The organism is uncultured Roseovarius sp. (assembly GCF_913057115.1).
In the GTDB taxonomy this organism is placed as follows: Bacteria; Pseudomonadota; Alphaproteobacteria; order Rhodobacterales; family Rhodobacteraceae; genus Roseovarius.
The window spans coordinates 1-21,261 of record NZ_CAJXNN010000021.1 but is presented as its reverse complement, the minus strand read 5'-3'; the positions used below and the strand labels follow the sequence as shown (position 1 = coordinate 21,261).

Genomic DNA, 21,261 nt, shown 5'->3' with positions numbered 1-21,261 from the left:
TGCGGGAAAAACCTTAAACCGAGCTTAACGGCAGCGATACTTTCGTCAAAGTTGATTCCTGATCATTTCCATCGCGCCAAAATAGCAAGGAAAAACCCGTCGCCCCCGCCCGAAACGGGCCAGCGTTCAAGCGTCTTCACCCCCCATTCCGGGGTGCGCGCCACGAAGGCCTCGACCTGTGCCTCGTTCTCCTCGCGCAGCACGGAACAGGTGGCGTAGGCCAACCATCCACCGGGGGCCACGAGCCTGCTAGCGCGATCCAATATCTCGGCCTGCACATCGGCCAAATCGTCCAGATCGCGAGGGGTCAAGCGCCACTTTGCATCCGGCGTTCTCCGCCATGTGCCGCTGCCGCTGCATGGCACGTCACAGAGCACCAGGTCGAAAGGCCCCGCGCCCTCGACCCCGTCGCGCAACAGGGTCACTGAGACGCCCGCGCGTTTGGCACGTTCGGGTAAGTCGCGCATCCGTTGCGGCGCGGCATCATGCGCGAACCACTGCGCCTCTCCACGCGCGGCAAGGGCCAAAGTCTTGCCCCCGCCCCCGGCGCAAAAATCCAGGACGCGGCCACCCGACGGTATGGCAAGCCGCTCCATCGCCGCTTGACTCGATCCATCCTGCAACTCGACCAAACCCTCGCGATAGGCCCGCGATCCGGCCACGCGCCGAGCGCCGTCGCGCACCACAAGCGCCGCCTCGGCCACCCCCGACCGCACGGCCAACACACCGTCTTCGGCCAAAGCCTCGAGTGCCGCCTCAGGCGAGGCCTTGCGCAGGTTCACCCGCAAAACCACCGGCGCCCTGTATCGCAGGGCCTCGGCCACAGCCTGCCATTCCCCGCCCAGAGCCTCTTCGAATCTCGGAATCATCCAATCAGGCAGATCGTAACGATCCCCGGGTGCCTCGGGCACATGACCCGCCGAGGCCTCCTCAGCGCTCAAAACCTGCGGCGCATGACCTTGCCCGGTGAAAACCTCCGCCGGGTCGCGCCCCTCTGCCCGCAAGCCCCCCAGCATCAAGGCCCGGCCCGTCTGCCCGCCGCCAAGACAGGCATAAGACCGCCGACAGCGCAACGCTTGAAACACATGATCGCGCACCGCCGCGCGGTCCTTGGACCCGGCAAAACGCGAGCGCCGCGCCCAGCCGGTCAAGGCCTTCTCCGCCGGCACACCGCCAAGGATGTCGTCCAGAACCTCGGCCGCGGCCTGAATGCGCGCACCGGGGGTCAATGGGCCCTACCCACGACGGTAATTGGGGCTTTCATTGGTGATCTGCACGTCGTGCACATGGCTCTCGCTCAAGCCCGCGTTGGTGATACGAACAAAGTTACACCCGCTGCGCATTTCTTCGACCGTGCCACAGCCGGTATAGCCCATGGCCGCGCGCAAGCCGCCCACCAATTGGTGAATCACATTGCCAGCCGCGCCCTTGTAGGGCACCTGCCCCTCGATCCCTTCCGGAACCAGTTTGTCACTGGCCGCATCCTTCTGGAAATAGCGGTCAGCACTGCCGCGCGCCATGGCGCCAAGGCTGCCCATGCCGCGATAAGCCTTAAAGCTCCGGCCTTGATACAGGATCATGTCACCGGGGGATTCATCCGTTCCGGCCAACATGCTGCCCACCATGGCGCAGGACGCCCCGGCCGCAATCGCCTTGGCAAAATCGCCCGAGAACTTGATACCGCCATCGGCAATCACAGGCACATCGCCCGCCGCCTCAGCGCAATCCATGATCGCGGTCAGTTGCGGCACACCCACACCCGCCACCATGCGGGTGGTGCAAATGCTGCCCGGTCCGATACCCACCTTGACGGCGTCCGCCCCGGCAGCGATCAGCGCCTTTGTGGCCTCCGCCGTGGCCACGTTCCCGGCCACGATCTGCACCTCGTTCGACAGCGCCTTGGCCCGCTCAACCGCCTGTGCCACCCCTTCGGAATGGCCATGCGCGGTGTCAATCACGACCATGTCCACACCCGCATCTACCAAGGCCTGCGTGCGCTCGAACCCGGCATCCCCCACGGTCGAGGCCGCAGCAACGCGCAACCGGCCCAACTCGTCCTTGCAGGCCGTCGGGTTCACCACCGCTTGCTCGGTATCCTTCAACGTCAGCAATCCAGTCAGCTTCCCGGCCTTGTCGGTCACCAACAGCTTCTCGATCCGCCGGGCGCGCATCAGGCTCTTGGCCTCTTCGCGGTCGGCAGGCTCCTGCAAGATCGCCAGATCGTCGCTGGTCATCATCACATGCACGGGTGTGTCATCCGACGAAGCGAACCGCATATCCCGGTTGGTCACGATCCCCACCACATGGCCCTTCTCATCCACCACCGGGAATCCGGTGAAGTTGTAGCGCTCGATCAAGGCCTTGGCATCAGCCAGGGTCTGGTTGGGGGTCAGGGTCACGGGGTTGTAAACGATACCGCTTTCAAAGCGCTTCACCCGGCGCACCTCGCGGGATTGCTCCTCAACGGTCAGGTTGCGATGAATCACGCCCATGCCGCCGGTCTGCGCCATGCAGATCGCCATGCGGCTCTCGGTCACGGTATCCATGGCCGAGCTGAGCAAGGGAATATTCAGGTCAATGGACTTGGTGACTCGCGTCCGCGTATCCGCCGTGCTGGGCAGCACACTGGACTTGGCAGGTACCAAAAGAACATCATCGAAGGTCAGGGCCTCACGAATCTCCATCAGCTCACTCCTTGGCCGGGATCGTTTGGCGCTTCCCTATTGCACGGGAAGAGGTGAATGGAAAGGGCCGATTGTCCCGACAGCGCGAAGAGGTCGCAGATGGACAGTGCTATATCGGCTTGGTCCCTTAACCGCCCCACCACAAACTCCGGCCCAACACATATTTGGCAAGCACGAAGACACGAAACCAAAATCGCAGGTTGTCACTGTGATGGCGCGGCGCGGTTGATCACAGCCCGCATCATCCGGGCTTTGCGACCGTTATATACCCTTACCACGAAGGTCCGGATCGAGCCCTTGCTTGACGTTCATTCAACGTTTCGCCCGGGCTTGCCCCGGGCCGCGCCCCGCTGCGTGACAGGCGTTTGCAAGCAAACGCCGAGAACGGGCCCTCCCCCCGGGAGGGCGCATGGGTGGCGTTAAGCGCCGAAGCAATGTTTTGAGTGCGACGACTTTGCGCGCCGAATGGAGTTAGCAAAGCCCTCCCAGGGTCGGTCGCGGCCCTTCTCGCTACTGTCCAACGGCGACTCTGTCCCGCAAACCAGCCATTCACTTTGTCACTCACCCGGAACGTCCACCCATAGCTCGCGAAGAAGCCCGTCAGGGCTGATGAGCGCGCACCGCCAAAAACGTACAAAACGCGCGTACGTTTCGTACGTTTTTCACCGTGCGCCCTGTTAACGACCGGGAGTGCGGTCCAGAATACCGACGCGATACCGCACAAATGCCGACGTGATACAGCCAAGGGGTTTTGGCTGTTAACCAAGGGCTTGACCCCGATTCGCGCCAAGGGTTAACGACACCCGCCGGCCCCCAAGCCAACTCGCGCCGTTTTGCACGCTCGGCCACGCCCTGCCGGAGCATAAGTTTCCGATCATAAACAATTGTTTTCCTTAGGCTTCTCTGCACCGCAGCGACGGTGTGCATCGGCATCCCGGCGCGGCCTTGCCGGGTAGTGCGCCCCTACCCGTTCAGGCCCGCCCCCCATCCCCCGGCAGGCATTGCCACCCATGCGAAAGTGTCCCCGCGCGGCCATCCGGTCCAATCTGGTCGCAACAGCACACCCAAAGGACACCCACATGAGCTACACCCTCTTTCCCCTTAAAAAACAACGGCTTCAGCGCTCCGAGCTGGCCGTGCCCGGCTCCAATCCGTCAATGATCGAAAAGGCCGCCGACAGCGCTGTGGACTACATTTTCTTCGATCTCGAAGACGCCGTGGCGCCCCCCGATAAGGTTAACGCCCGCGCCAATATCATTCAGGCCCTCAACGACATCGACTGGAAGGCCAAGGGCAAGACGGTCTCGATCCGGATCAACGGCCTCGACACCCATTACATGTACCGTGACGTGGTCGAGATTCTGGAGCAAGCTGGCCAGCACCTTGATACCATCCTGGTGCCCAAGGTCGGGGTGCCGTCAGACCTCTACACCGTGGAAACCATGGTCAGCCAGATCGAGGAAGCCATGGGATTCACTCATAAAATCGGCCTTGAGGCGCTAATCGAAACCGCCCTCGGCATGGCCAATGTCGAAGCCATCGCCGCAACCCCCGGCCGGCTTGAGGCGCTGCATTTCGGGGTGGCCGACTACGCCGCCTCCAACCGCGCCCGCACCGTTGTGATCGGCGGGTTGAATCCCGATTATCCGGGCGATCAATGGCACTTCGCCCTCTCGCGCATGACCGTCGCCTGCCGCGCCTATGGCCTGCGCGCCATCGACGGCCCCTTCGGCGATTTCAACGACCCCGAAGCCTACACCGCCTCCGCCAAACGCGCCGCCGCCCTTGGCATCGAAGGCAAGTGGGCCATTCACCCCAGCCAGATCGACTTGGCCAACGATGTCTTCTCGCCGCCCGAGGCCGAAGTCACCCGCGCCCGCCGCATCATCGAGGAACTCAAGAAGGCCGAGGCCGAGGGTAAAGGTGCGGCCAGCCTTGACGGCAAGATGATCGACGCGGCCTCCGAACGCATGGCCAACAACGTGATCGCCGTCGATGACGCCATCAAGGCACAGCACGGATAAGGAAGGAAAATCAGATGGATATCCACGAATACCAAGCCAAGGACCTGCTCAAGCGTTTCGGCGTGCAGGTGCCCCGCGGCGGCATTGCCTACAGCCCCGAACAGGCGGTCTATCGCGCCAGCGAGCTTTCCGGCGAACGCTGGGTGGTCAAGGCGCAAATCCACTCCGGCGCCCGCGGCAAGGCCGGTGGCGTGCGCATCTGCTCGAACGAACAAGAAGTCTCGGACGCCGCCCAATGGATGCTGGGCCGCAAGCTCGTGACCCATCAAACCGGCCCGCAAGGCAAACTGGTCAGCCGGCTCTACGTCGAAGAGGCCACCAGTATCGCACAAGAAATCTACCTCGGTTTTGTCATGGACCGTAAGGAAGAGCGCGTCGTCGTCGTGGCCTCGGCCCAAGGCGGCATGGAAATCGAGGAGATCTCGGAACAAGAACCCGAGTCGATCATCCGCTCGGTCGTTGACCCCGCAGTTGGCATGCAGGCCTTCCAAGCGCGCGAAATCGCCTTTTCACTCGGACTTGATCCCACCCTTATCCCGCAAGCGATCAAGACCATCATGGGCTGCTATCGCCTGATGCGCGAAATGGATGCGAACATGGTCGAGATCAACCCCATGGTCGTTACCAATTCCGGCGAGATCGTCGCGCTGGATGCCAAGGTCAGCTTTGATGACAACGCCCTCTTCCGCCGCCCCGAGATCTCGGAACTGCGCGACAAAAGCCAAGAGGATACCCGTGAAACCTTCGCCAGCGACAACGGCCTGAGCTACATCGGCCTGGACGGGCAAATCGGCTGCATCGTCAACGGCGCCGGCCTCGCCATGGCGACGCTCGACATGATCAAGATGGCCGGGGGCGAGCCTGCAAACTTCCTTGACGTGGGCGGCGGGGCCAGCCCGGACCGCGTGCTGATGTCCTTCAAGGCGGTGCTGAACGACCCAAAGGTCGAGGCGATCCTCGTCAACATCTTCGCCGGCATCAACCGCTGCGATTGGGTGGCCGAGGGCGTTATCCGCGCCATGGAAGAGCTTGACCTGAAAATCCCCGTCGTCGTCCGCCTGTCGGGCACCAATGTCGAAGAAGGCCAGAAAATCCTGGCCGAAAGCACCGTCAACGTCATCGCCACCGACACCCTCGCCGAGGCCGCCGAGAAGGTCGTCGACGCTTGGAAAGACATATCCCTCAAGGAGGCCTCGTAATGGCAATTCTCATCAACAGTGACACCAAGGTCCTGGTAACCGGCTTCACCGGCCGCATCGGGAGCTTCCACACCCAAGACATGATCAAGCACGGCACCAACGTCGTGGGCGGCGTGACCCCGGGCAAAGGCGGCAGCACGCACCTCGACCTGCCGGTCTTCAACACCGTCAAAGGGGCGGTGGCCGAAACCGGGGCCGAAATGGTGATCAGTTTCGTACCGCCCCCCTTCGCCGCCGACTCGATCATGGAAGCCGCGGATGCGGGCATCAAGACCTGCGTTTGCATCGCCGATGGCATCCCGGCGCAGGACATGATCCACGTCAAGCGCTACATGCGGCGCTACAAAGCCGAAAAACGCATGCGCCTCATTGGCCCCAATTGCGCGGGCATCATCACGCCCGGACAGGCCTTTGCCGGGCTCATGCCGCCGCATATCTACATGCCCGGCCGTGTGGGTATCGTGGGCCGCTCGGGCACCCTGGGCTACGAAGCCGCCAGCCAGATGAAAGCCAAAGGCATCGGCGTATCGTCTTCCATCGGTATCGGCGGTGACCCGGTCAACGGCTCCAGTTTCCGCGATATCCTTGAGCTGTTCGAGAACGACCCCGAGACCGACGCCGTGGTCATGGTCGGCGAAATCGGCGGCCCGCAGGAGGCCGAGGCCGCCGAATACATCCGCGACCACATGACAAAGCCTGTGGCCGCCTATGTGGCCGGCCTGTCGGCTCCCAAGGGGCGGCGCATGGGCCATGCCGGTGCCATCGTGTCGGCCTTCGGGGAATCGGCGCAGGAAAAGGTCGAAATCCTGAAAGACGCGGGCGTGTCCATCGTACCGACCCCCTCGGCCTTTGGCGAGACCGTGGCGAAGATGGTAGCCTGAAACCCCGCGGGGGCCGTCACCCGGCCCCCGCCGCTGACTGAGTCGCAAAGCCCCAGCCACGTTAGCGCAACCGTGACCGCCGCCCTTGGGTTTGCGATAACAGTTATCGCTAACACCTTGAATTTCTAGCGGAAACCGCGCTTTTGCACCTTCCCGCAGGCCGTCCCTGCGTCTATACCCCGGGCAACTTCATACATGCAGGAGACGCCCCATGACGATCACCGTCGGGATCAACGGATTTGGCCGTATCGGCCGTTGTACGCTCGCCCATATCGCCACCAGCACCCGCAACGACATCAAGGTCGTTAAGGTCAATGCCACTGGCCCACTGGAAACTTCGGCGCATCTGATGAAATACGACAGCGTGCATGGGCGCTTTCCGAACGAAATCGTTCTCGGCGATGGCACCATGGATCTGGGCCGCGGCCCGATGGAGATGTTCTCAACCTATGACATGGACGAACTGGATTGGTCGGGCGTCGATGTGGTCATGGAATGCACCGGCAAGTTCAACGACGGTGAAAAGGCGAAGGCGCACCTCGAACGCGGCGCCGGCAAGGTGCTGTTGTCGGCCCCCGGCAAGAACGTCGACCGCACCGTGGTCTACGGCGTGAACGATGCCGACCTGCAAGCCGGCGAGAAAATGATCTCGAACGGCTCCTGCACCACAAACTGCCTTGCGCCTGTGGCCAAGGTTCTGGACGCGGGAATCGGGATCGAGTCCGGGATCATGACGACAATCCACGCCTATACCGGCGATCAGCCCACGCTGGACCGCCGCCATTCCGACCTGTACCGCGCCCGTGCCGCAGCCATGTCGATGATCCCCACCTCGACCGGAGCGGCCAAGGCACTGGGCGAGGTGCTCCCCAGCCTCAAGGGCAAGCTGGACGGTTCGGCCATGCGCGTGCCGACCCCGAATGTTTCAGCCGTAGACCTGACTTTCGTGGCAAAGAAAGACGTCACCGCCGCCGATGTAAACGAAGTCGTTGCCGAAGCCGCCGCGGGCCCGATGAAAGGCGTTCTGGGCTATGACCCCGAGCCCAAGGTCAGCGTCGATTTCAACCACACCGAGGAAAGCTCGATCTTTGCACCGGACCAGACCCGTGTCACCGGTGGCCGCCTCGTGCGCGTTCTGGCGTGGTACGACAACGAATGGGGCTTTTCCTGCCGCATGGCCGACGTGGCCGTTGCCATGGGCCGCCTCGCCTAAGAAAAGTATTCATTTCAATGGATTGCCCCCGGGAGCCAGCGGCGCCCGGGGGTTTCATTTTGCCCGCCGCGCGCCATAAACCCCGGTTATAAAGCACCGTAATGAACCTTTGGCCAATAGCCCGCCACAGCATTGTCCATCATGTCCTTGGCCAACGCAGGCCGCGCTGCCGGCGTTCACGCAACACAACGCAAAGGACATATCCCATGACACGCATTATCGCTCTCGCCCTTGCCATCACCGCAGGCACAGTCGCGCAAGCCTCGGACGATTACCTCAAGATGGACACAGCCAAAGCCCAGCAGATCAAAGCGCAACTGACCGAACAAGGCTACGACGTGCGCAAGATCGAAACCGAGGACGGCATGTACGAGGCCTATGCCCTCAAGGACGGTGCCCGCTACGAGATATACCTCGATAAGGACCTCAACGTCGTGAAAACCGAAATGGATGACTGATCGCGCCCGGCGGACCCTTTGACGGGGTCCGCCTTTCCCAAAGGAATTCACCATGACAGACCACAGGATTTGGGACCCCTTCGTGCGCGCATTTCATTGGAGCGTCGCTGCTGGCTTCCTCGCGAATGCCCTACTCATCGAGGACGACAGCAAGCTGCACGAATGGGTCGGTTATGCCATCCTCACTCTACTGGGGTTGCGCATTCTTTGGGGCTTCATTGGCCCGAAAAGTGCACGTTTTTCCAGCTTTTGGCCCACCAGGACCGGCGTGACCGAACAACTCTCGGACCTCGCCACACGCCGCCGCAAGGCCCACCTTGGACATACGCCGCTTGGCGCATTGATGATCCTCAACCTGTTCTTGTCGCTTCTGGCCATTGGCCTGACCGGCTGGATGATGACCACAAATACCTTCTGGGGCGTGGAATGGGTGGAAGAGGCGCATGAGGCGCTCGTGACCTGGGCAGAAATCTCGGTCGTGCTCCACGTCGCCGCCGTGATCTGGGAAAGCTGGCGCACAGGCGTCAACCTTCCACAGGCCATGATCACGGGTACCAAACGCGTGCCAGACGACGTAAAACTCGTTCCATGACCGTAGCATTCAAAACGGACAAACCACAGGCGCTGATCGCGCTGATCGCGGTGCAAAGCCTTTGCGCCGCGTTCTTCCTATGGGATGTCGTGAACGATCTGGGGCCAAACGGTCTGCGGGCGCTGGCCAATCTGCATATCGCGATTGAGGCACTCGCCGCGCTCGCGCTCGTCTCGGCCATCGTCTATGAAACCCGAGCCCTCATGGCCTTGCTCCGCCGCAAAGCGCACTTGGAAAATCAGGTTTCCATCGCCGCCGGAGCGTTTCACGATATCATGCTGGACCACTTCCAGAACTGGGGCCTGACCGCCGCGGAACAGGATGTTGCAGGTTTCACGATCAAAGGCCTCTCCATCGCCGAAATCGCAGATTTGCGCGGCTCGGCGGAAGGGACAGTCAAATCACAACTGAACGCCATCTACCGCAAGGCTGGCGTTCCGGGGCGCGGCGCCCTTCTGGGCCTGCTCGTGGACGATTTGATGAATGCGCCACTCACATCGGAAAAACCTCTTCAAAAAGAAGCATCGTGACACCGGCCTGCGCCTCTGGCATCAAGTCAATATCACGCCATCGCAGGACATCTCTATGACGAATTCGGTTGCCATTGCTCTGGGCCTTTTCATTCTGGCCGCTATTGGGATCGACGCCTTGGTCTTTGACTGGCTCAACAGCATGTTTTTGGCGCGAAAACTCACCGACCTCATCGAATGGATGGCCTTTTGGCGCTGATGGTTTAGCCGCCAGCCTCGCAATCCTTGACAGAGGCTACTCGATTCGCGTAATCATGCGCCTGATGTTAGCGCTAACGTAGCGCGAAAACAGCAGAATGCAGACCGCCGAAAGGACATCGCAAATGACTGTCAAGATCGCCATTAACGGCTTTGGACGCATCGGGCGCAACGTATTGCGCGCGATTGTTGAGTCAGGTCGCACCGACTTGCAGGTTGTGGCCATCAACGATCTCGCCCCGGTCGAGACAAATGCCCACCTTCTGGAATTCGACAGCGTGCATGGCCGCTTCCCCGCCCCGGTCACAACCACCGACCATAGCATCGACGTGGGCCTTGGTCCCATTCGCGTCACCGCTTTGCGCGACCCGGCCGAGCTTCCGTGGCAAGACATTGATATCGTGATGGAATGCACCGGCATTTTCACCGACCGGGACAAGGCCGCCATCCACCTGCAAAACGGCGCCAAACGGGTTTTGGTCTCTGCCCCCTCGAAGGGTGCCGACCGCACCGTCGTTTACGGCGTCAACCATGACACGCTGACCGCCGATGACCTGATCGTTTCAAACGCCTCCTGCACCACCAACTGCCTCGCGCCTGTCGCCAAGGCCCTGAACGACGCCATCGGCATCAAGCGCGGCTTCATGACCACCGTGCACAGCTTTACCGGCGATCAGCCGACACTGGATACCGCGCACAAGGATCTCTATCGCGCCCGCGCGGCCTCGCTCAACATGATCCCGACGACCACCGGGGCCGCCCGCGCCGTGGGCCTCGTCCTGCCGGAACTGGCGGGCAAACTGGATGGCACGGCCATCCGCGTTCCGACCCCGAACGTCAGTGCTGTCGACCTGACTTTCGAGGCTGGTCGCGAAACCACGGCCGAGGAAATAAACGACATCATCGCCAAGGCCACCCAAGGCCCCCTTGCCGGGGTTCTCGACCTTACCGGCCGCGAGCTTGTCTCCTCCGATTTCAACCACAACCCGGCCAGTTCGGTCTTTGCCACCGATCAAACCCGCGTCATGGACGATGGCACCATGTGCCGCATCCTGAGCTGGTATGACAACGAATGGGGCTTTTCGAACCGCATGGCTGACACTGCGGCGGAGATGGGCAAACTCCTGCGCCCCACCACGACCGGCAACTCGGCCACCAAGCCCACCCGCGCGCCGGAATACGCCTAAAAGGAAACGGGCCGCCACGCGCGGCCCTTCCCAAACGCGCAGGCCTGTTTCTTCTTGGCTCAAATACTCAAAGATGGCCTGCCGCCGCCCCACGCTCGGTCAGGCCTTCCAGCCTTCCTCGCGAGGAGCGCAAGCGATGAGCGCCCCACTCAATGCGTTTCCAGTCATTGTTGCATCACCAATACCCTGTCAGGCCTACGGCCTTCTCGGGACATTGGCGACGCACTTTGAGTCAAGGTAATCTGGAAACGCTCTAGCTGAACTTCTCCAAAAGCCGCGCCCGCACCGCTGGTGTGACGAACTTGCTCACGTCGCCCCCAAGCCGGGCAATTTCCTTGACCAGCTTGCTGGCAATCGCCTGGTGATTGGCATCGGCCATCAAGAACACAGTCTCGACCGAACTATCAAGCGCCCGGTTCATCCCGACCATCTGGAACTCGTACTCAAAATCCGTGACCGCCCGCAGGCCACGCACGATCAATTGTGCGCCCACATCATGGGCGCAATCAATCAACAGGTTTTCAAAGGGGTGCGCAACGATCTCGGTGCCGGTCTGCTCGCTCAATATGGCACATTCGGTTTCGATCATGGCAACCCGCTCTTCAAGGGTGAACAAAGGCCCCTTGTCGCGGTTGATCGCCACACCGATCACCAACCTGTCCACCAATATTGCGGCGCGACGGATGATGTCGATATGCCCCAAGGTGATGGGATCGAAAGTACCAGGATAAAGGCCAATACGCATGGGGCGGCTCCGTAAATTCTGTCACCCCACACGCAACAATATTGCACCGCAGAATGCAAGCAACTGACCGCATCCCGCGCCTCAGGCTTCGGCCATCTTCTCCCACCGGCCCGAGGCTTCAGACCAGTACTGCGCCTGACAACCCGCCCCGGTCAGGAGTTTCCACTGTTCGCGCGCTACCTGAACGGCGGCCTCGTCATTGCCGTCAAACAACACGCAAACCCGCTCAAGCGCCTGCACTTCCTCGGGGGCCACCTCGGCACCATCCACCGTCATCAGGCAAGCCGCGGCATTGGGCATCGCCGACTCGGTGGTCAGTAAAATCGGCTGCTCGGTCTCATGCGGCTGGCCTGCGCGGCCATGCGGCAGGAACCCATCCTCCGCCCCCAGCCACAGCTTTTCATCCAGCCAATCCATGCGCGCGGCCTCGCGGCCTCGCACCGCAACGCGCCAGCCTGCCTCGCGTGCTTTGTCCAGCAGCATCGGCAGCGTCACCTCCAGGGGCTTGCGCGTCAGGTGATAGAAATAGGCCGCGCCCATGCTTCTTAGCCCTCAAAGCGGTCCGCGACCAACCTGTTAAGCGCCATCACACCCCAGCCCGACGCGCCCTTGGGCGCGTACTTGGTCTCGGATTTGACACTGGCCACCCCCGCGATGTCCAGATGCATCCACGGCACGTCGTCTTTCACGAACCGCTTGAGAAACTGCGCCGCAGTGATCGACCCGGCAGGCCGCCCGCCAACGTTCTTCATATCCGCGATGTCGGATTTCAGCATGTCGTCATAGGCTTGGCCCATGGGCATACGCCACGCGCCCTCGCCCTCGGCTTCCGCGGCCTTCAGGAAATGCCCGGCGAAGGTGTCATCGTTGCTGAACACGCCTGCGTTCTCATGGCCCAGACCGATAATGATCGCGCCCGTGAGCGTGGCCAGATCGACGACCCCCGCAGGTTTGTAGTGCTCCTGCGCGTACCACAGCACATCGGCCAGAACCAAACGGCCTTCGGCATCGGTATTGATCACCTCGATCGTATCACCTTTCATCGAGGTCACCACGTCGCCCGGTCGCGTCGCGCGGTCCGACGGCATGTTTTCCACCAAACCAACCAAGCCCACGACATTCGCCTTGGCACCACGCAGCGCCAGCGTTTTCATCACACCACAGACAACACCGGCGCCGCCCATGTCCATCGTCATGTCTTCCATGCCGGCCGCCGGCTTGAGGCTGATACCGCCGGTATCGAAAACGACGCCCTTGCCCACCAAAGCGAGGGGCGCTGCATCTTTCTCGCCGCCGTTCCATTCCATGATTGCCAGTTTCGAGGGGCTGGCACTGCCATGGCCCACGCTCAAAAGCGAGCCCATGCCAAGCTCTTCCATCTCGGCTTCGTCCAGCACCTTGATTTTCAGGCCGGTGTCGGAAAGCGCCTCGATCCGCGAGGCGAATTCGGTCGTGGTCAGGTAATTCGCCGGCTCGCTGATCAGGTCGCGGGTGAAGAAAACGCCCTCGGCCACGGCGCGCAGCGGCGTGAATTTCTCCTCGGCATCGTCGGGGTTGTTCGTCATCACTGTGACGGCACCCGCCTCTTCGACCGGCGCGGTCTTGCGCGCGGTGAAGGCATAGGCGCGCAAAGCCACACCAAGCGCCAGTTCCGCCACTCGTCGCAGCGACCCTGCCATCAACAGAAGCGCCCCGTCACCCTTGACCTTGCCAAGGGCCACACCGGCCTTGCGCGCCTCCTCGACCGTTGCCCGGCGCGGCAAACAGACCACATCAACCGCCTCGGCGGCCATGCCCGAGGGCATCGTCAGGCTCTTGACCTGCCCGGGCTTCATCTTGCCCCAGGCCTCGCTTTCGGCCAAACGTTTCACCGCGCCACGGGTCAGGCGGTTTACCCGACGCGCCGAGGTGTCCAACTTCCCGTCGGGGGTGACGATGATCGCCACCCGGCCCTCGGCCTCGGCGATTGCGTCATTGTCGGTTTCCTTGAAAGTCACTGCGACCGGTGTCGTCATCTGCTGCCTCCTTGCGTGTCTGGCCCCAAGTCCTAGCGCGTGAGACCGGCATTGACCAGTTAGCAGTTTTCCCCCGCGTCCAATTCCGATAAGTTACCCTGCAAGACTGCTGCCTTTGGGGGGAAATGTGACCAGATTCGACAGGTATATGCTGTCGCAATTCATGGTGTTGTTCGGGTTTTTTGCGCTTGTTCTGGTGTCGATCTTCTGGATCAACAAAGCGGTGCGCATGTTCGATCGACTCATCGGCGATGGACAACCCGCCTGGGTTTTTCTGGAATTCACGGCGCTGACTTTGCCGGGGGTGATCGGCGTTGTCCTGCCGATTGCCGCCTTTGCGGCGACGGTCTATGTCACGAACCGTCTGAGCACCGAAAGTGAGCTCACCGTGATGCAGGCGACGGGCTATTCCCCCTACCGACTGATCCGGCCGGTGCTGATCTTCGGCATTCTCATCGCCGTGATGATGTCGCTGCTCACCCACCTTTTGATTCCCTCCAGTCTCAGCCAATTGCGCATAAGGCAGGCCGAGGTCAGCCAGAACATCACCGCCAAACTTCTGAGCGAAGGGGAATTCCTGCATCCCGCCCCCGGTATCACCTTTTACATCCGGGATATCTCACCGGAAGGTGAGTTGCGCGATGTCTTCCTCTCGGATCGCCGTAACCAGGACCGCCCGGTCACCTACACGTCGTCACAGGCCTATCTCGTGCAGCAAGGCGGCGGCACCAAACTGGTGATGATCGAAGGTCTTGCGCAAGTCCTGCGCACCGACGGCAAGCGCCTTTTTACAACGCATTTCGATGATTTTTCCTATGACATCTCCAGCCTCGTTTCGCGCGACCAGATCAACCTTGACAAGGTCGGCTTTGCGGCAACGCCCGATATGCTGCTTGATCCGCAAGCGGTTGCCGAGCGCACCGGCGTCAGTGTCGCACAAGTGAACTACGAGGTGCATAATCGCTTCACACAGGCGATCATGTGCATCGTCGCCGCGCTCATCGGGTTCGCCACGCTTCTGGTCGGCACCTACAGCCGCTTTGGCGTCTGGTCACAGATCGTCGGGGCCTTCATCATCCTGGTCCTGATCAAGATGGTCGAAGGCGGGCTATCCGGCACGGTCCTCGGCAGCGCCTCCGCCTGGCCACTGCTCTACCTTCCCGCCGCTCTTGGAATAGCGATCACCGGCGGCCTGTTATACCTTGCGGCCAACCCCGGCCTTGGCCGCAAACTGACCCCGTGGAAGCGTCACCGGATCGAGGGCGCGACATGATCCTGCACAGTTATTTCGCCCGCAAGTTCCTTTGGACATTCCTCGGCATCTTTGCCGTTTTCGTGCTGCTACTGGCACTGATCGACCTTGTGGACGAGCTACAGGACTTCCCTGACTTGCCCTTCCTGCAAGTGGCCGAGATCGTGGCGCTGAACCTGCCGCATGCCAATTATGAAATCCTGCCATTGGTCATGATCCTCGCAACTGTCGCACTGTTCTTGCGGCTAGCGCGCAGTTCGGAACTCGTCGTGGTGCGTGCCTCGGGGCGATCCGCACTCCGCGCTCTGGCAGCCCCGATCACGGTGGCGCTTCTGATCGGGCTGGTAGCAATCAGCATGTTCAACCCGATCGTCGCCGCTGCGTCCAAACGGTACAATGATCTGGTCAACAGCCATATGGGGGGCGGCTCAAACGTGCTGGCCATTTCCTCCGAGGGGCTTTGGCTCCGTCAGGGCAGCGACACCGGCCAAACCGTGATCCACGCCAACCATGCCAGTTCCGACGTCACGACACTCTATGACGCGACATTCATCGCCTTTTCACCGGACGGCGCGCCACTGCGCCGCATTTCCGCCCAAACGGCAGAGCTTTCCGATGGCGAATGGCTTTTGCGCAATGCCAAGCTCTGGACGCTCGAAACCGGTAGCAATCCTGAATCCTCGGCGCGCGAGATTGCCGCGCTTTCGGTCCCGTCGGCGCTTACGCAAGACCGGATTCTCGACAGTTTCGGCAAGCCTGAGTATATTTCGCTCTGGGACCTGCCCGACTTCATAAACCAGTTGGAAGAGGCCGGGTTTTCCGCGCGCCGCTACGCCGTTTGGTTTCAGATGGAACTGGCCAGCCCTCTGTTCTTGGTCGCCCTCGTCATGCTGACCGCGGCCTTCACCATGCGCCACACCCGGATCAGCAATACCGGTATCTCGGTTCTTTCCGCTGTCATGCTGGGCTTTACACTGCACTACATTCGCAACTTCGCGCAAATCCTGGGTGAAAACGGCCAGATACCCGTGCTTCTGGCCGCATGGGCGCCGCCTGTTGCGTCCTTCCTGCTGGCCTTGGGCATCCTGCTTCACATGGAGGACGGCTAATGCGGCTGGCATCATGCCTCCTCGTGATCTTGGCCACCTTGGCCGCTGCAAGCGTGCCTGCAATCATGCACGCGCAAGACTCCCCCGCCCCCGCGATGCTGGTGGCTGATGACGTCTATCTGAGTGCCGATGATCAACTCACCGCCTATGGCAATGTCGAGGCGATGTATGACGGGCGCCGCTTGCAAGCCAGCGAGATTACATACGATCAAAGCACCGAAACGCTGATCATCAAGGGCCCGATCACCCTGCACGAGAACAACAACACCCTCGTTCTGGCAGACTCCGCCGAACTTGACCGCGAGATGCAAAACGGAATCCTGCGCGGCGCCCGCATCGTCATGGAAAACCAGGTACAGCTGGCCGCCCATGCCATGGCGCGCCGCGACGGTCGTTACAATCAGCTTTACAAGGCCTCCGTGACCTCATGCCGGGTTTGCGAAACGGGACGCCCGCCGATCTGGCAAATCCGTGCTCGAAGGGTGATCCACGACCAGCAGGAAAAGCAGCTCTATTTCGACGATGCCCAAATGCGCGTCATGGACGTGCCAATTTTTTACATGCCACGTCTGCGCCTGCCCGACCCCACACTTGAGCGCGCCACCGGCTTCCTGATCCCCTCGCTGCATAACTCGACCCGGTTGGGCTTCGGGGTGCGCGTCCCCTACTTTATCCGCATCGGCGACCACAAGGATCTGACGCTCACACCCTTCATATCCGCAAACTCACTCACGCTCGAAGCGCGCTACCGTCAAGCCTTCCGCAACGGTCGGATCGAGTTCGAAGGTGCGATTTCGGACGATGATTTCGGTCCGCGCTCGACCCGCGGTTATGTTTTCGGACGCGGCGCATTCGAACTGCCCGAGGATTTCACCCTTACCTTCGATATCGAAGCTGTGCGTGACGATACCTACCTTCTGGATTACGGCTATTACGACAAGGACCGGCTTGACAGTGAACTGGCCATCGAACGGGTTCAACGCGATGAATACATACGCGGCGCGCTGACGCACTTCCACTCGCTGCGCCCCGGAGAGTCGAACAAGACCCTGCCGACAATCGTCGGCAATGCCGAATACGAAAGGCGCCTCCACCCCGCCAACATAGGAGGCGAGATACGGCTCAGCGCCTTGGCACACAGTCACTTCCGCTCCTCCTCGCTGGAAACCGACGGGGCAGACATTGACCCATGGGCCGATGGCCGCGATGTCACCCGTCTTACGGCCAGCGCCGAATGGCACCGGAATTGGACCATGCCCGCCGGAGTGTTGGCGCATTTCCAAACCGGCCTTGCGGTCGACAGCTTCCATATCGCCCAATCCGGCGGGTTGAGCGCATCACAAGCGGTCGAACCCGCGCCCTCTGCGGCCCTGCGCCTGCGCTGGCCCCTTCTGAAAACCGAACGCAGCGGGGCGACCCAGATTATCGAACCGTCTCTACAGTTGGCATGGGTCGGTGGCTCAAACCCGAACATTCCCAATGACGAAAGCACCCGGATCGAGTTCGACGAGGGCAACCTTTTCGCCCTTTCGCGCTTCACCGCCCCCGACAGGCGCGAACGCGGCCTGACCGGCGCCTACGGTATCAGTTGGACACGATTGGATCCAAGCGGCTGGCAAACCTCTTTTGCCGTCGGGCAAGTGGTGCACGAAGACCAGCAATTGGAAGTCTCCGGGTTGGACTCCTTCACCAATTCATCGGGCCTCAGCGGCAAGTTTTCCGACGTCCTCTTCGCTGGGCAAATCAAAACCAACAACGGTTTCACCTTCACCGGTCGCAGCCTCTTTGACGATGCCTTCGACACCACCAAGGCCGAGGCGCGCGCAAGCTGGCAAACCGACCGCACCAATGTCGGTGCCACATATATCTGGCTGCGCAACGACCCGCGTGAAGACCGCACCGGCAATGTGTCCGAATGGGCCTTCGATGCCTCGCACCGCCTTTCGCGCCACTGGACCAGCAGCGCCGATTGGCGCTACGACGTGGCCCAGGATCGCTCGGTTCGCGCAGGCCTTGGCCTGAAATACACCAACGAATGCGTGGATATTTCGCTTTCAGCCTCGCGCCGCTTCACCTCTTCCACTACATTGACCCCATCGACGAATATCAGCTTCACAGTCGGGCTCAGGGGCTTTACGACGAAGACAGAAGACAAAAGTTACGTCCGGACATGCAGGAACTGACCTCAATGACACCAGCCACGATGCGCCGCCTTTCCAGAATTTTCGCTTTGCCCGGCCTGCTTCTCGCCGCCGCGATCAGCACCGGTTCGGCCACTGCGCAAAACCTTTTCGAGCCGGTGATCAAGGTCAACGATCAGGCCGTCACCCGATACGAGATCGAACAGCGCGCCCGCATGCTCACCTTGTTCCGCGCCCCCGGCAACCCGGCGCAACTCGCCCGGGAGCAACTGATCGAAGACCGCCTGAAACTCGACGCAGCAGATGCGGCAGGCCTTGTTCTCGAAGAACCCGACATCGAGGCCGGGATGGAGGAATTCGCCGCGCGTGCCGACCTCACTGCCGAAGAACTCATCCGCGCGCTGGAAGGGGCCGGTGTTGCAGAACAAACCTTCCGCGCCTTCGTGCGCTCCGGCGTGACATGGCGCGAGTTGATCCGCGCCCGCTTCATCCCGCGCATCTCGGTCAGCGAGTCCGATCTGGAGCGCGCCCGCGATGCCGTCTCCGGTCAAAGCGGCGTGCGGGTACTGATGTCCGAGATCATTCTGCCGGTGACAACCCCGGCGCAGGCCGAAGCGGCCCAAGCCCGCGCGGCCCGTCTGTCCGAGATTGATACCGTCGCCGAGTTCTCATCGGCGGCGCGACAATATTCGGCCTCGGGCACCCGAAACCGTGGCGGGCGTCTGGACTGGATGCCGATCACACAATTGCCCGCATCGCTGCGCCCCATCGTTCTGGGGCTCGCACCGGGCGAAGTCTCCGATCCGCTGTCCACAGGCAATGCCATTGCGCTTTTCCAATTGCGCGAGATTGAAGAAACCGAGGTCCCCGAGCCCGAGTACGAGGCCATCGAATACGCCGCCTATTATATCGACGGTGGTCGCAGCGAACAGGCGCTTGCACGCGCGGCCCGCGTCCGGGCCGAGGTTGACACCTGCGATGACCTTTATGGCGTCGCCAAGGATCAACCGCCCGAGGTTCTGGATCGCGGCGCGCGTAAACCCGAGGAAATTCCGACCGACATCGCCTTCGAACTGTCCAAGCTGGACCCCGGTGAAATATCCACCACCCTCACGCGCGCCCAAGGCGAGACCCTTGTCCTGCTCATGCTCTGCGGTCGCACCGCCGCGCTTGACGGCGAAGGCCCGACTGATGAGGATTTGACGAATTTCATCCGCAACCAAAGGCTTGATTCCTTCGGTGAGGGCTACCTTGAACAGCTCCGCGCCGAGGCCCGGATCGTCGAGAAGGAATGACCGCCCCGATCGCGCTGACCTGTGGGGAACCTTCGGGCATCGGCCCGGAACTGGCGGCCATGGCTTGGGACCAATTGCGCAGCGATCTGCCTTTTTTCCTGATTGGCGATCCCGCACACCTGCCGCCCAACACGCCGGTGGCCGTAATCTCCGCCCCGTCCGAGGCCTTGGCCGCCTCCGCCGTGGGCTTGCCGGTGCTGCCACATCCCTTCCCCGGACAACACAGCCCCGGCACACCCGTTCCGGCACAGGCACAATCCGTCATCGACGTCATCACGCGTGGCGTTGATCTTGTGCAACAAGGCGAGGCCGCCGCCCTCTGTACCGCGCCCATCCACAAGAAGGCCCTGCAAACCGGGGCAGGCTTTGCATATCCGGGCCATACCGAATACCTCGCGGCCCTCGCCGGCGGCACCGACGTGGTGATGATGCTGGCAAGCGCAGCCCTGCGCGTTGTGCCCACCACCATCCACATACCACTGTCGCAGGTGCCCCAAGCCCTGACGCCAGAGCTTTTGGAAAAAACCATCCGGATAACCCATGCCGCCCTGATCCTCGACTTCGGCATAAAAGCGCCCCGCATCGCCGTTGCCGGCCTCAACCCCCACGCTGGCGAAGGCGGTACCATGGGGCAGGAAGAAACCCGCATCATCGCCCCGCTGATCGACCGCCTGCGCCACGAAGGGATAGACCTCATTGGCCCACTTTCGGCCGACACCATGTTCCACGAGCGCGCCCGCGAGACCTATGATGCGGCGATCTGCATGTACCACGATCAGGCCCTCATCCCGATCAAGACGCTGGATTTCGACCGCGGCGTGAACGTCACCCTCGGCCTGCCCTTCATCCGCACCTCGCCCGATCACGGCACTGCCCTCGACATCGCGGGCAAAGGCGCGGCCAACCCCTCCAGCATGATCGAAGCCCTGCGCATGGCCCAGACCATGGCACGTGCAAGGGCCGCGCAGGCATGAGCGCGATCGACAGCCTGCCGCCCCTGCGTCAAGTGATCGCCGATCATGGCCTTTCCGCGCGCAAATCCTTGGGGCAAAACTTCCTGCTCGATCTCAACCTCACCGCCAAGATCGCCCGCCAAGCGGGCGACCTCACGGGCTGTGACGTGCTCGAAATCGGCCCCGGCCCCGGCGGGCTGACACGCGGGCTCCTCTCCGAAGGCGCGCGCCGCGTGGTGGCCATCGAAAAAGACAGCCGCTGCCTGCCCGCGCTTGAGGACATCGCCAAGGCCTACCCGGGGCGGCTTGAGGTGCTCAACGCCGACGCGCTTGAGGTCAATCCGCTCGATCACCTCACCCCGCCGATCAAGGTGGCCGCCAACCTGCCCTACAACGTGGGCACCGAACTCCTGATCCGATGGCTCACCCCGCCCGATTGGCCGCCCTTCTGGCAAAGCCTCACGCTGATGTTCCAACGCGAGGTAGCCGAACGAATCGTCGCGCAACCCGGCTCCAAGGCCTATGGGCGGCTGGCGATCCTCTCGCAATGGCGTGCCGACGCGCGGATTGTCATGCACCTACCGCCGGGCGCCTTCACACCGCCGCCCAAGGTTTCAAGCGCCGTCGTTCAACTCAAGGCCCTGTCCGAGCCGCGCTTTCCCGCCGACCCCAAGATCCTCGAACGGGTGGTCGCCCGCGCCTTCAACCAACGCCGCAAGATGCTCCGTGCCGCTCTCAAGAGCATGGCCCCAGATATCGAAGACCGCCTGCGTGCGGCGGGCATC

General features: G+C 61.8%; 20 protein-coding genes. 15 read left to right on the top strand and 5 right to left on the bottom strand.

What is annotated here, in order from left to right:
- Positions 1 to 62: 62 nt before the first annotated feature.
- The gene (locus QZ498_RS10290) at positions 63 to 1,229 is read right to left on the bottom strand and encodes an RsmB/NOP family class I SAM-dependent RNA methyltransferase (RefSeq protein WP_294621941.1); all 1,167 of its coding nucleotides are present in this window, start codon (positions 1,227 to 1,229) and stop codon (positions 63 to 65) included.
- A gap of 6 nt (positions 1,230 to 1,235) precedes the next feature.
- The gene (gene guaB, locus QZ498_RS10285; protein ID WP_294621940.1) at positions 1,236 to 2,684 is read right to left on the bottom strand and encodes an IMP dehydrogenase; all 1,449 of its coding nucleotides are present in this window, start codon (positions 2,682 to 2,684) and stop codon (positions 1,236 to 1,238) included.
- 1,079 nt (positions 2,685 to 3,763) lie between these two features.
- Here guaB and QZ498_RS10280 point away from each other — a divergent pair.
- From QZ498_RS10280 to gap (QZ498_RS10240), 9 genes are all read left to right on the top strand, one after another.
- Complete coding sequence (locus tag QZ498_RS10280) at positions 3,764 to 4,708, top strand: CoA ester lyase (RefSeq protein WP_294621939.1); 945 nt, start codon at positions 3,764 to 3,766, stop codon at positions 4,706 to 4,708.
- A complete protein-coding gene (locus QZ498_RS10275; protein WP_294622000.1) occupies positions 4,705 to 5,907 on the top strand; it encodes a malate--CoA ligase subunit beta in 1,203 nt (400 codons plus the stop codon). The genes QZ498_RS10280 and QZ498_RS10275 overlap by 4 nt, the downstream gene beginning before the upstream one ends.
- Complete coding sequence (sucD, locus tag QZ498_RS10270; protein WP_294621938.1) at positions 5,907 to 6,788, top strand: succinate--CoA ligase subunit alpha; 882 nt, start codon at positions 5,907 to 5,909, stop codon at positions 6,786 to 6,788. Before QZ498_RS10275 ends, sucD begins: the two co-directional genes overlap by 1 nt.
- A 211-nt stretch (positions 6,789 to 6,999) precedes the next feature.
- Positions 7,000 to 8,001: a type I glyceraldehyde-3-phosphate dehydrogenase gene (gene gap / locus QZ498_RS10265; protein ID WP_294621937.1), complete on the top strand. Its 1,002-nt coding sequence runs from the start codon at positions 7,000 to 7,002 to the stop codon at positions 7,999 to 8,001.
- Positions 8,002 to 8,207: 206 nt separating this feature from the next.
- Complete coding sequence (locus tag QZ498_RS10260) at positions 8,208 to 8,459, top strand: PepSY domain-containing protein (protein ID WP_294621936.1); 252 nt, start codon at positions 8,208 to 8,210, stop codon at positions 8,457 to 8,459.
- Between the two features lie 52 nt (positions 8,460 to 8,511).
- Positions 8,512 to 9,051 (top strand): cytochrome b/b6 domain-containing protein, encoded by a 540-nt coding sequence (locus tag QZ498_RS10255; RefSeq protein ID WP_294621934.1) that lies wholly within the window; start codon positions 8,512 to 8,514, stop codon positions 9,049 to 9,051.
- Positions 9,048 to 9,581, top strand: a complete 534-nt coding sequence (locus QZ498_RS10250) for a helix-turn-helix transcriptional regulator (protein WP_294621933.1) — start codon at positions 9,048 to 9,050, stop codon at positions 9,579 to 9,581. Before QZ498_RS10255 ends, QZ498_RS10250 begins: the two co-directional genes overlap by 4 nt.
- A gap of 55 nt (positions 9,582 to 9,636) precedes the next feature.
- On the top strand, positions 9,637 to 9,780 hold the full coding sequence (locus tag QZ498_RS10245) for a hypothetical protein (protein WP_294621932.1): 144 nt from the start codon (positions 9,637 to 9,639) through the stop codon (positions 9,778 to 9,780).
- Between the two features lie 124 nt (positions 9,781 to 9,904).
- Entirely contained in the window at positions 9,905 to 10,966 is a 1,062-nt protein-coding gene (gap, locus tag QZ498_RS10240; protein ID WP_294621931.1) for a type I glyceraldehyde-3-phosphate dehydrogenase, read from the top strand.
- Positions 10,967 to 11,219: 253 nt separating this feature from the next.
- Here gap (QZ498_RS10240) and coaD read toward each other — a convergent pair whose 3' ends face one another.
- The 3 genes from coaD to QZ498_RS10225 form a co-directional block, all read right to left on the bottom strand.
- Positions 11,220 to 11,711 (bottom strand): pantetheine-phosphate adenylyltransferase, encoded by a 492-nt coding sequence (gene coaD / locus QZ498_RS10235; protein ID WP_294621930.1) that lies wholly within the window; start codon positions 11,709 to 11,711, stop codon positions 11,220 to 11,222.
- An 81-nt stretch (positions 11,712 to 11,792) separates the two neighbouring features.
- Positions 11,793 to 12,251 carry a DNA polymerase III subunit chi gene (locus QZ498_RS10230; protein ID WP_294621928.1) on the bottom strand — a complete coding sequence of 153 codons (459 nt, stop codon included), beginning with the start codon at positions 12,249 to 12,251 and terminating at the stop codon, positions 11,793 to 11,795.
- Between the two features lie 5 nt (positions 12,252 to 12,256).
- Entirely contained in the window at positions 12,257 to 13,726 is a 1,470-nt protein-coding gene (locus tag QZ498_RS10225; protein WP_294621927.1) for a leucyl aminopeptidase, read from the bottom strand.
- A gap of 148 nt (positions 13,727 to 13,874) precedes the next feature.
- On the opposite strand from QZ498_RS10225, the gene lptF reads away from it, so the two are divergent.
- The 6 genes from lptF to rsmA all read left to right on the top strand — a co-directional run.
- Positions 13,875 to 14,999 (top strand): LPS export ABC transporter permease LptF, encoded by a 1,125-nt coding sequence (gene lptF, locus QZ498_RS10220; protein ID WP_294621998.1) that lies wholly within the window; start codon positions 13,875 to 13,877, stop codon positions 14,997 to 14,999.
- A complete protein-coding gene (gene lptG / locus QZ498_RS10215; protein WP_294621926.1) occupies positions 14,996 to 16,087 on the top strand; it encodes an LPS export ABC transporter permease LptG in 1,092 nt (363 codons plus the stop codon). Before lptF ends, lptG begins: the two co-directional genes overlap by 4 nt.
- Entirely contained in the window at positions 16,087 to 18,270 is a 2,184-nt protein-coding gene (locus QZ498_RS10210) for an LPS assembly protein LptD (RefSeq protein WP_294621925.1), read from the top strand. The genes lptG and QZ498_RS10210 overlap by 1 nt, the downstream gene beginning before the upstream one ends.
- 5 nt (positions 18,271 to 18,275) lie before the next feature.
- Positions 18,276 to 19,523, top strand: coding sequence for a peptidylprolyl isomerase (locus QZ498_RS10205; RefSeq protein WP_294621924.1), 1,248 nt, complete (start codon positions 18,276 to 18,278; stop codon positions 19,521 to 19,523).
- Entirely contained in the window at positions 19,520 to 20,497 is a 978-nt protein-coding gene (pdxA, locus tag QZ498_RS10200) for a 4-hydroxythreonine-4-phosphate dehydrogenase PdxA (RefSeq protein ID WP_294621922.1), read from the top strand. The genes QZ498_RS10205 and pdxA overlap by 4 nt, the downstream gene beginning before the upstream one ends.
- Positions 20,494 to 21,261: 16S rRNA (adenine(1518)-N(6)/adenine(1519)-N(6))-dimethyltransferase RsmA (rsmA, locus tag QZ498_RS10195; RefSeq protein ID WP_294621921.1), on the top strand; the 768-nt coding region annotated here is incomplete at its 3' end. The genes pdxA and rsmA, both read left to right, overlap by 4 nt.

Excerpts from the sequence above, each read along its gene's own strand:
- lptG (WP_294621926.1), top strand. The coding sequence starts at position 14,996 with ATGATCCTGCACAGTTATTTCGCCCGCAAGTTCCTTTGGACATTCCTC.
- pdxA (WP_294621922.1), top strand. The coding sequence starts at position 19,520 with ATGACCGCCCCGATCGCGCTGACCTGTGGGGAACCTTCGGGCATCGGC.
- guaB (WP_294621940.1), bottom strand. The coding sequence starts at position 2,684 with ATGGAGATTCGTGAGGCCCTGACCTTCGATGATGTTCTTTTGGTACCT.
- coaD (WP_294621930.1), bottom strand. The coding sequence starts at position 11,711 with ATGCGTATTGGCCTTTATCCTGGTACTTTCGATCCCATCACCTTGGGG.
- QZ498_RS10260 (WP_294621936.1), top strand. The coding sequence starts at position 8,208 with ATGACACGCATTATCGCTCTCGCCCTTGCCATCACCGCAGGCACAGTC.
- lptF (WP_294621998.1), top strand. The coding sequence starts at position 13,875 with ATGCTGTCGCAATTCATGGTGTTGTTCGGGTTTTTTGCGCTTGTTCTG.
- QZ498_RS10250 (WP_294621933.1), top strand. The coding sequence starts at position 9,048 with ATGACCGTAGCATTCAAAACGGACAAACCACAGGCGCTGATCGCGCTG.
- gap (WP_294621937.1), top strand. The coding sequence starts at position 7,000 with ATGACGATCACCGTCGGGATCAACGGATTTGGCCGTATCGGCCGTTGT.
- gap (WP_294621931.1), top strand. The coding sequence starts at position 9,905 with ATGACTGTCAAGATCGCCATTAACGGCTTTGGACGCATCGGGCGCAAC.
- QZ498_RS10205 (WP_294621924.1), top strand. The coding sequence starts at position 18,276 with ATGACACCAGCCACGATGCGCCGCCTTTCCAGAATTTTCGCTTTGCCC.
- QZ498_RS10245 (WP_294621932.1), top strand. The coding sequence starts at position 9,637 with ATGACGAATTCGGTTGCCATTGCTCTGGGCCTTTTCATTCTGGCCGCT.
- QZ498_RS10210 (WP_294621925.1), top strand. The coding sequence starts at position 16,087 with ATGCGGCTGGCATCATGCCTCCTCGTGATCTTGGCCACCTTGGCCGCT.
- QZ498_RS10280 (WP_294621939.1), top strand. The coding sequence starts at position 3,764 with ATGAGCTACACCCTCTTTCCCCTTAAAAAACAACGGCTTCAGCGCTCC.
- QZ498_RS10230 (WP_294621928.1), bottom strand. The coding sequence starts at position 12,251 with ATGGGCGCGGCCTATTTCTATCACCTGACGCGCAAGCCCCTGGAGGTG.
- QZ498_RS10255 (WP_294621934.1), top strand. The coding sequence starts at position 8,512 with ATGACAGACCACAGGATTTGGGACCCCTTCGTGCGCGCATTTCATTGG.
- QZ498_RS10225 (WP_294621927.1), bottom strand. The coding sequence starts at position 13,726 with ATGACGACACCGGTCGCAGTGACTTTCAAGGAAACCGACAATGACGCA.
- sucD (WP_294621938.1), top strand. The coding sequence starts at position 5,907 with ATGGCAATTCTCATCAACAGTGACACCAAGGTCCTGGTAACCGGCTTC.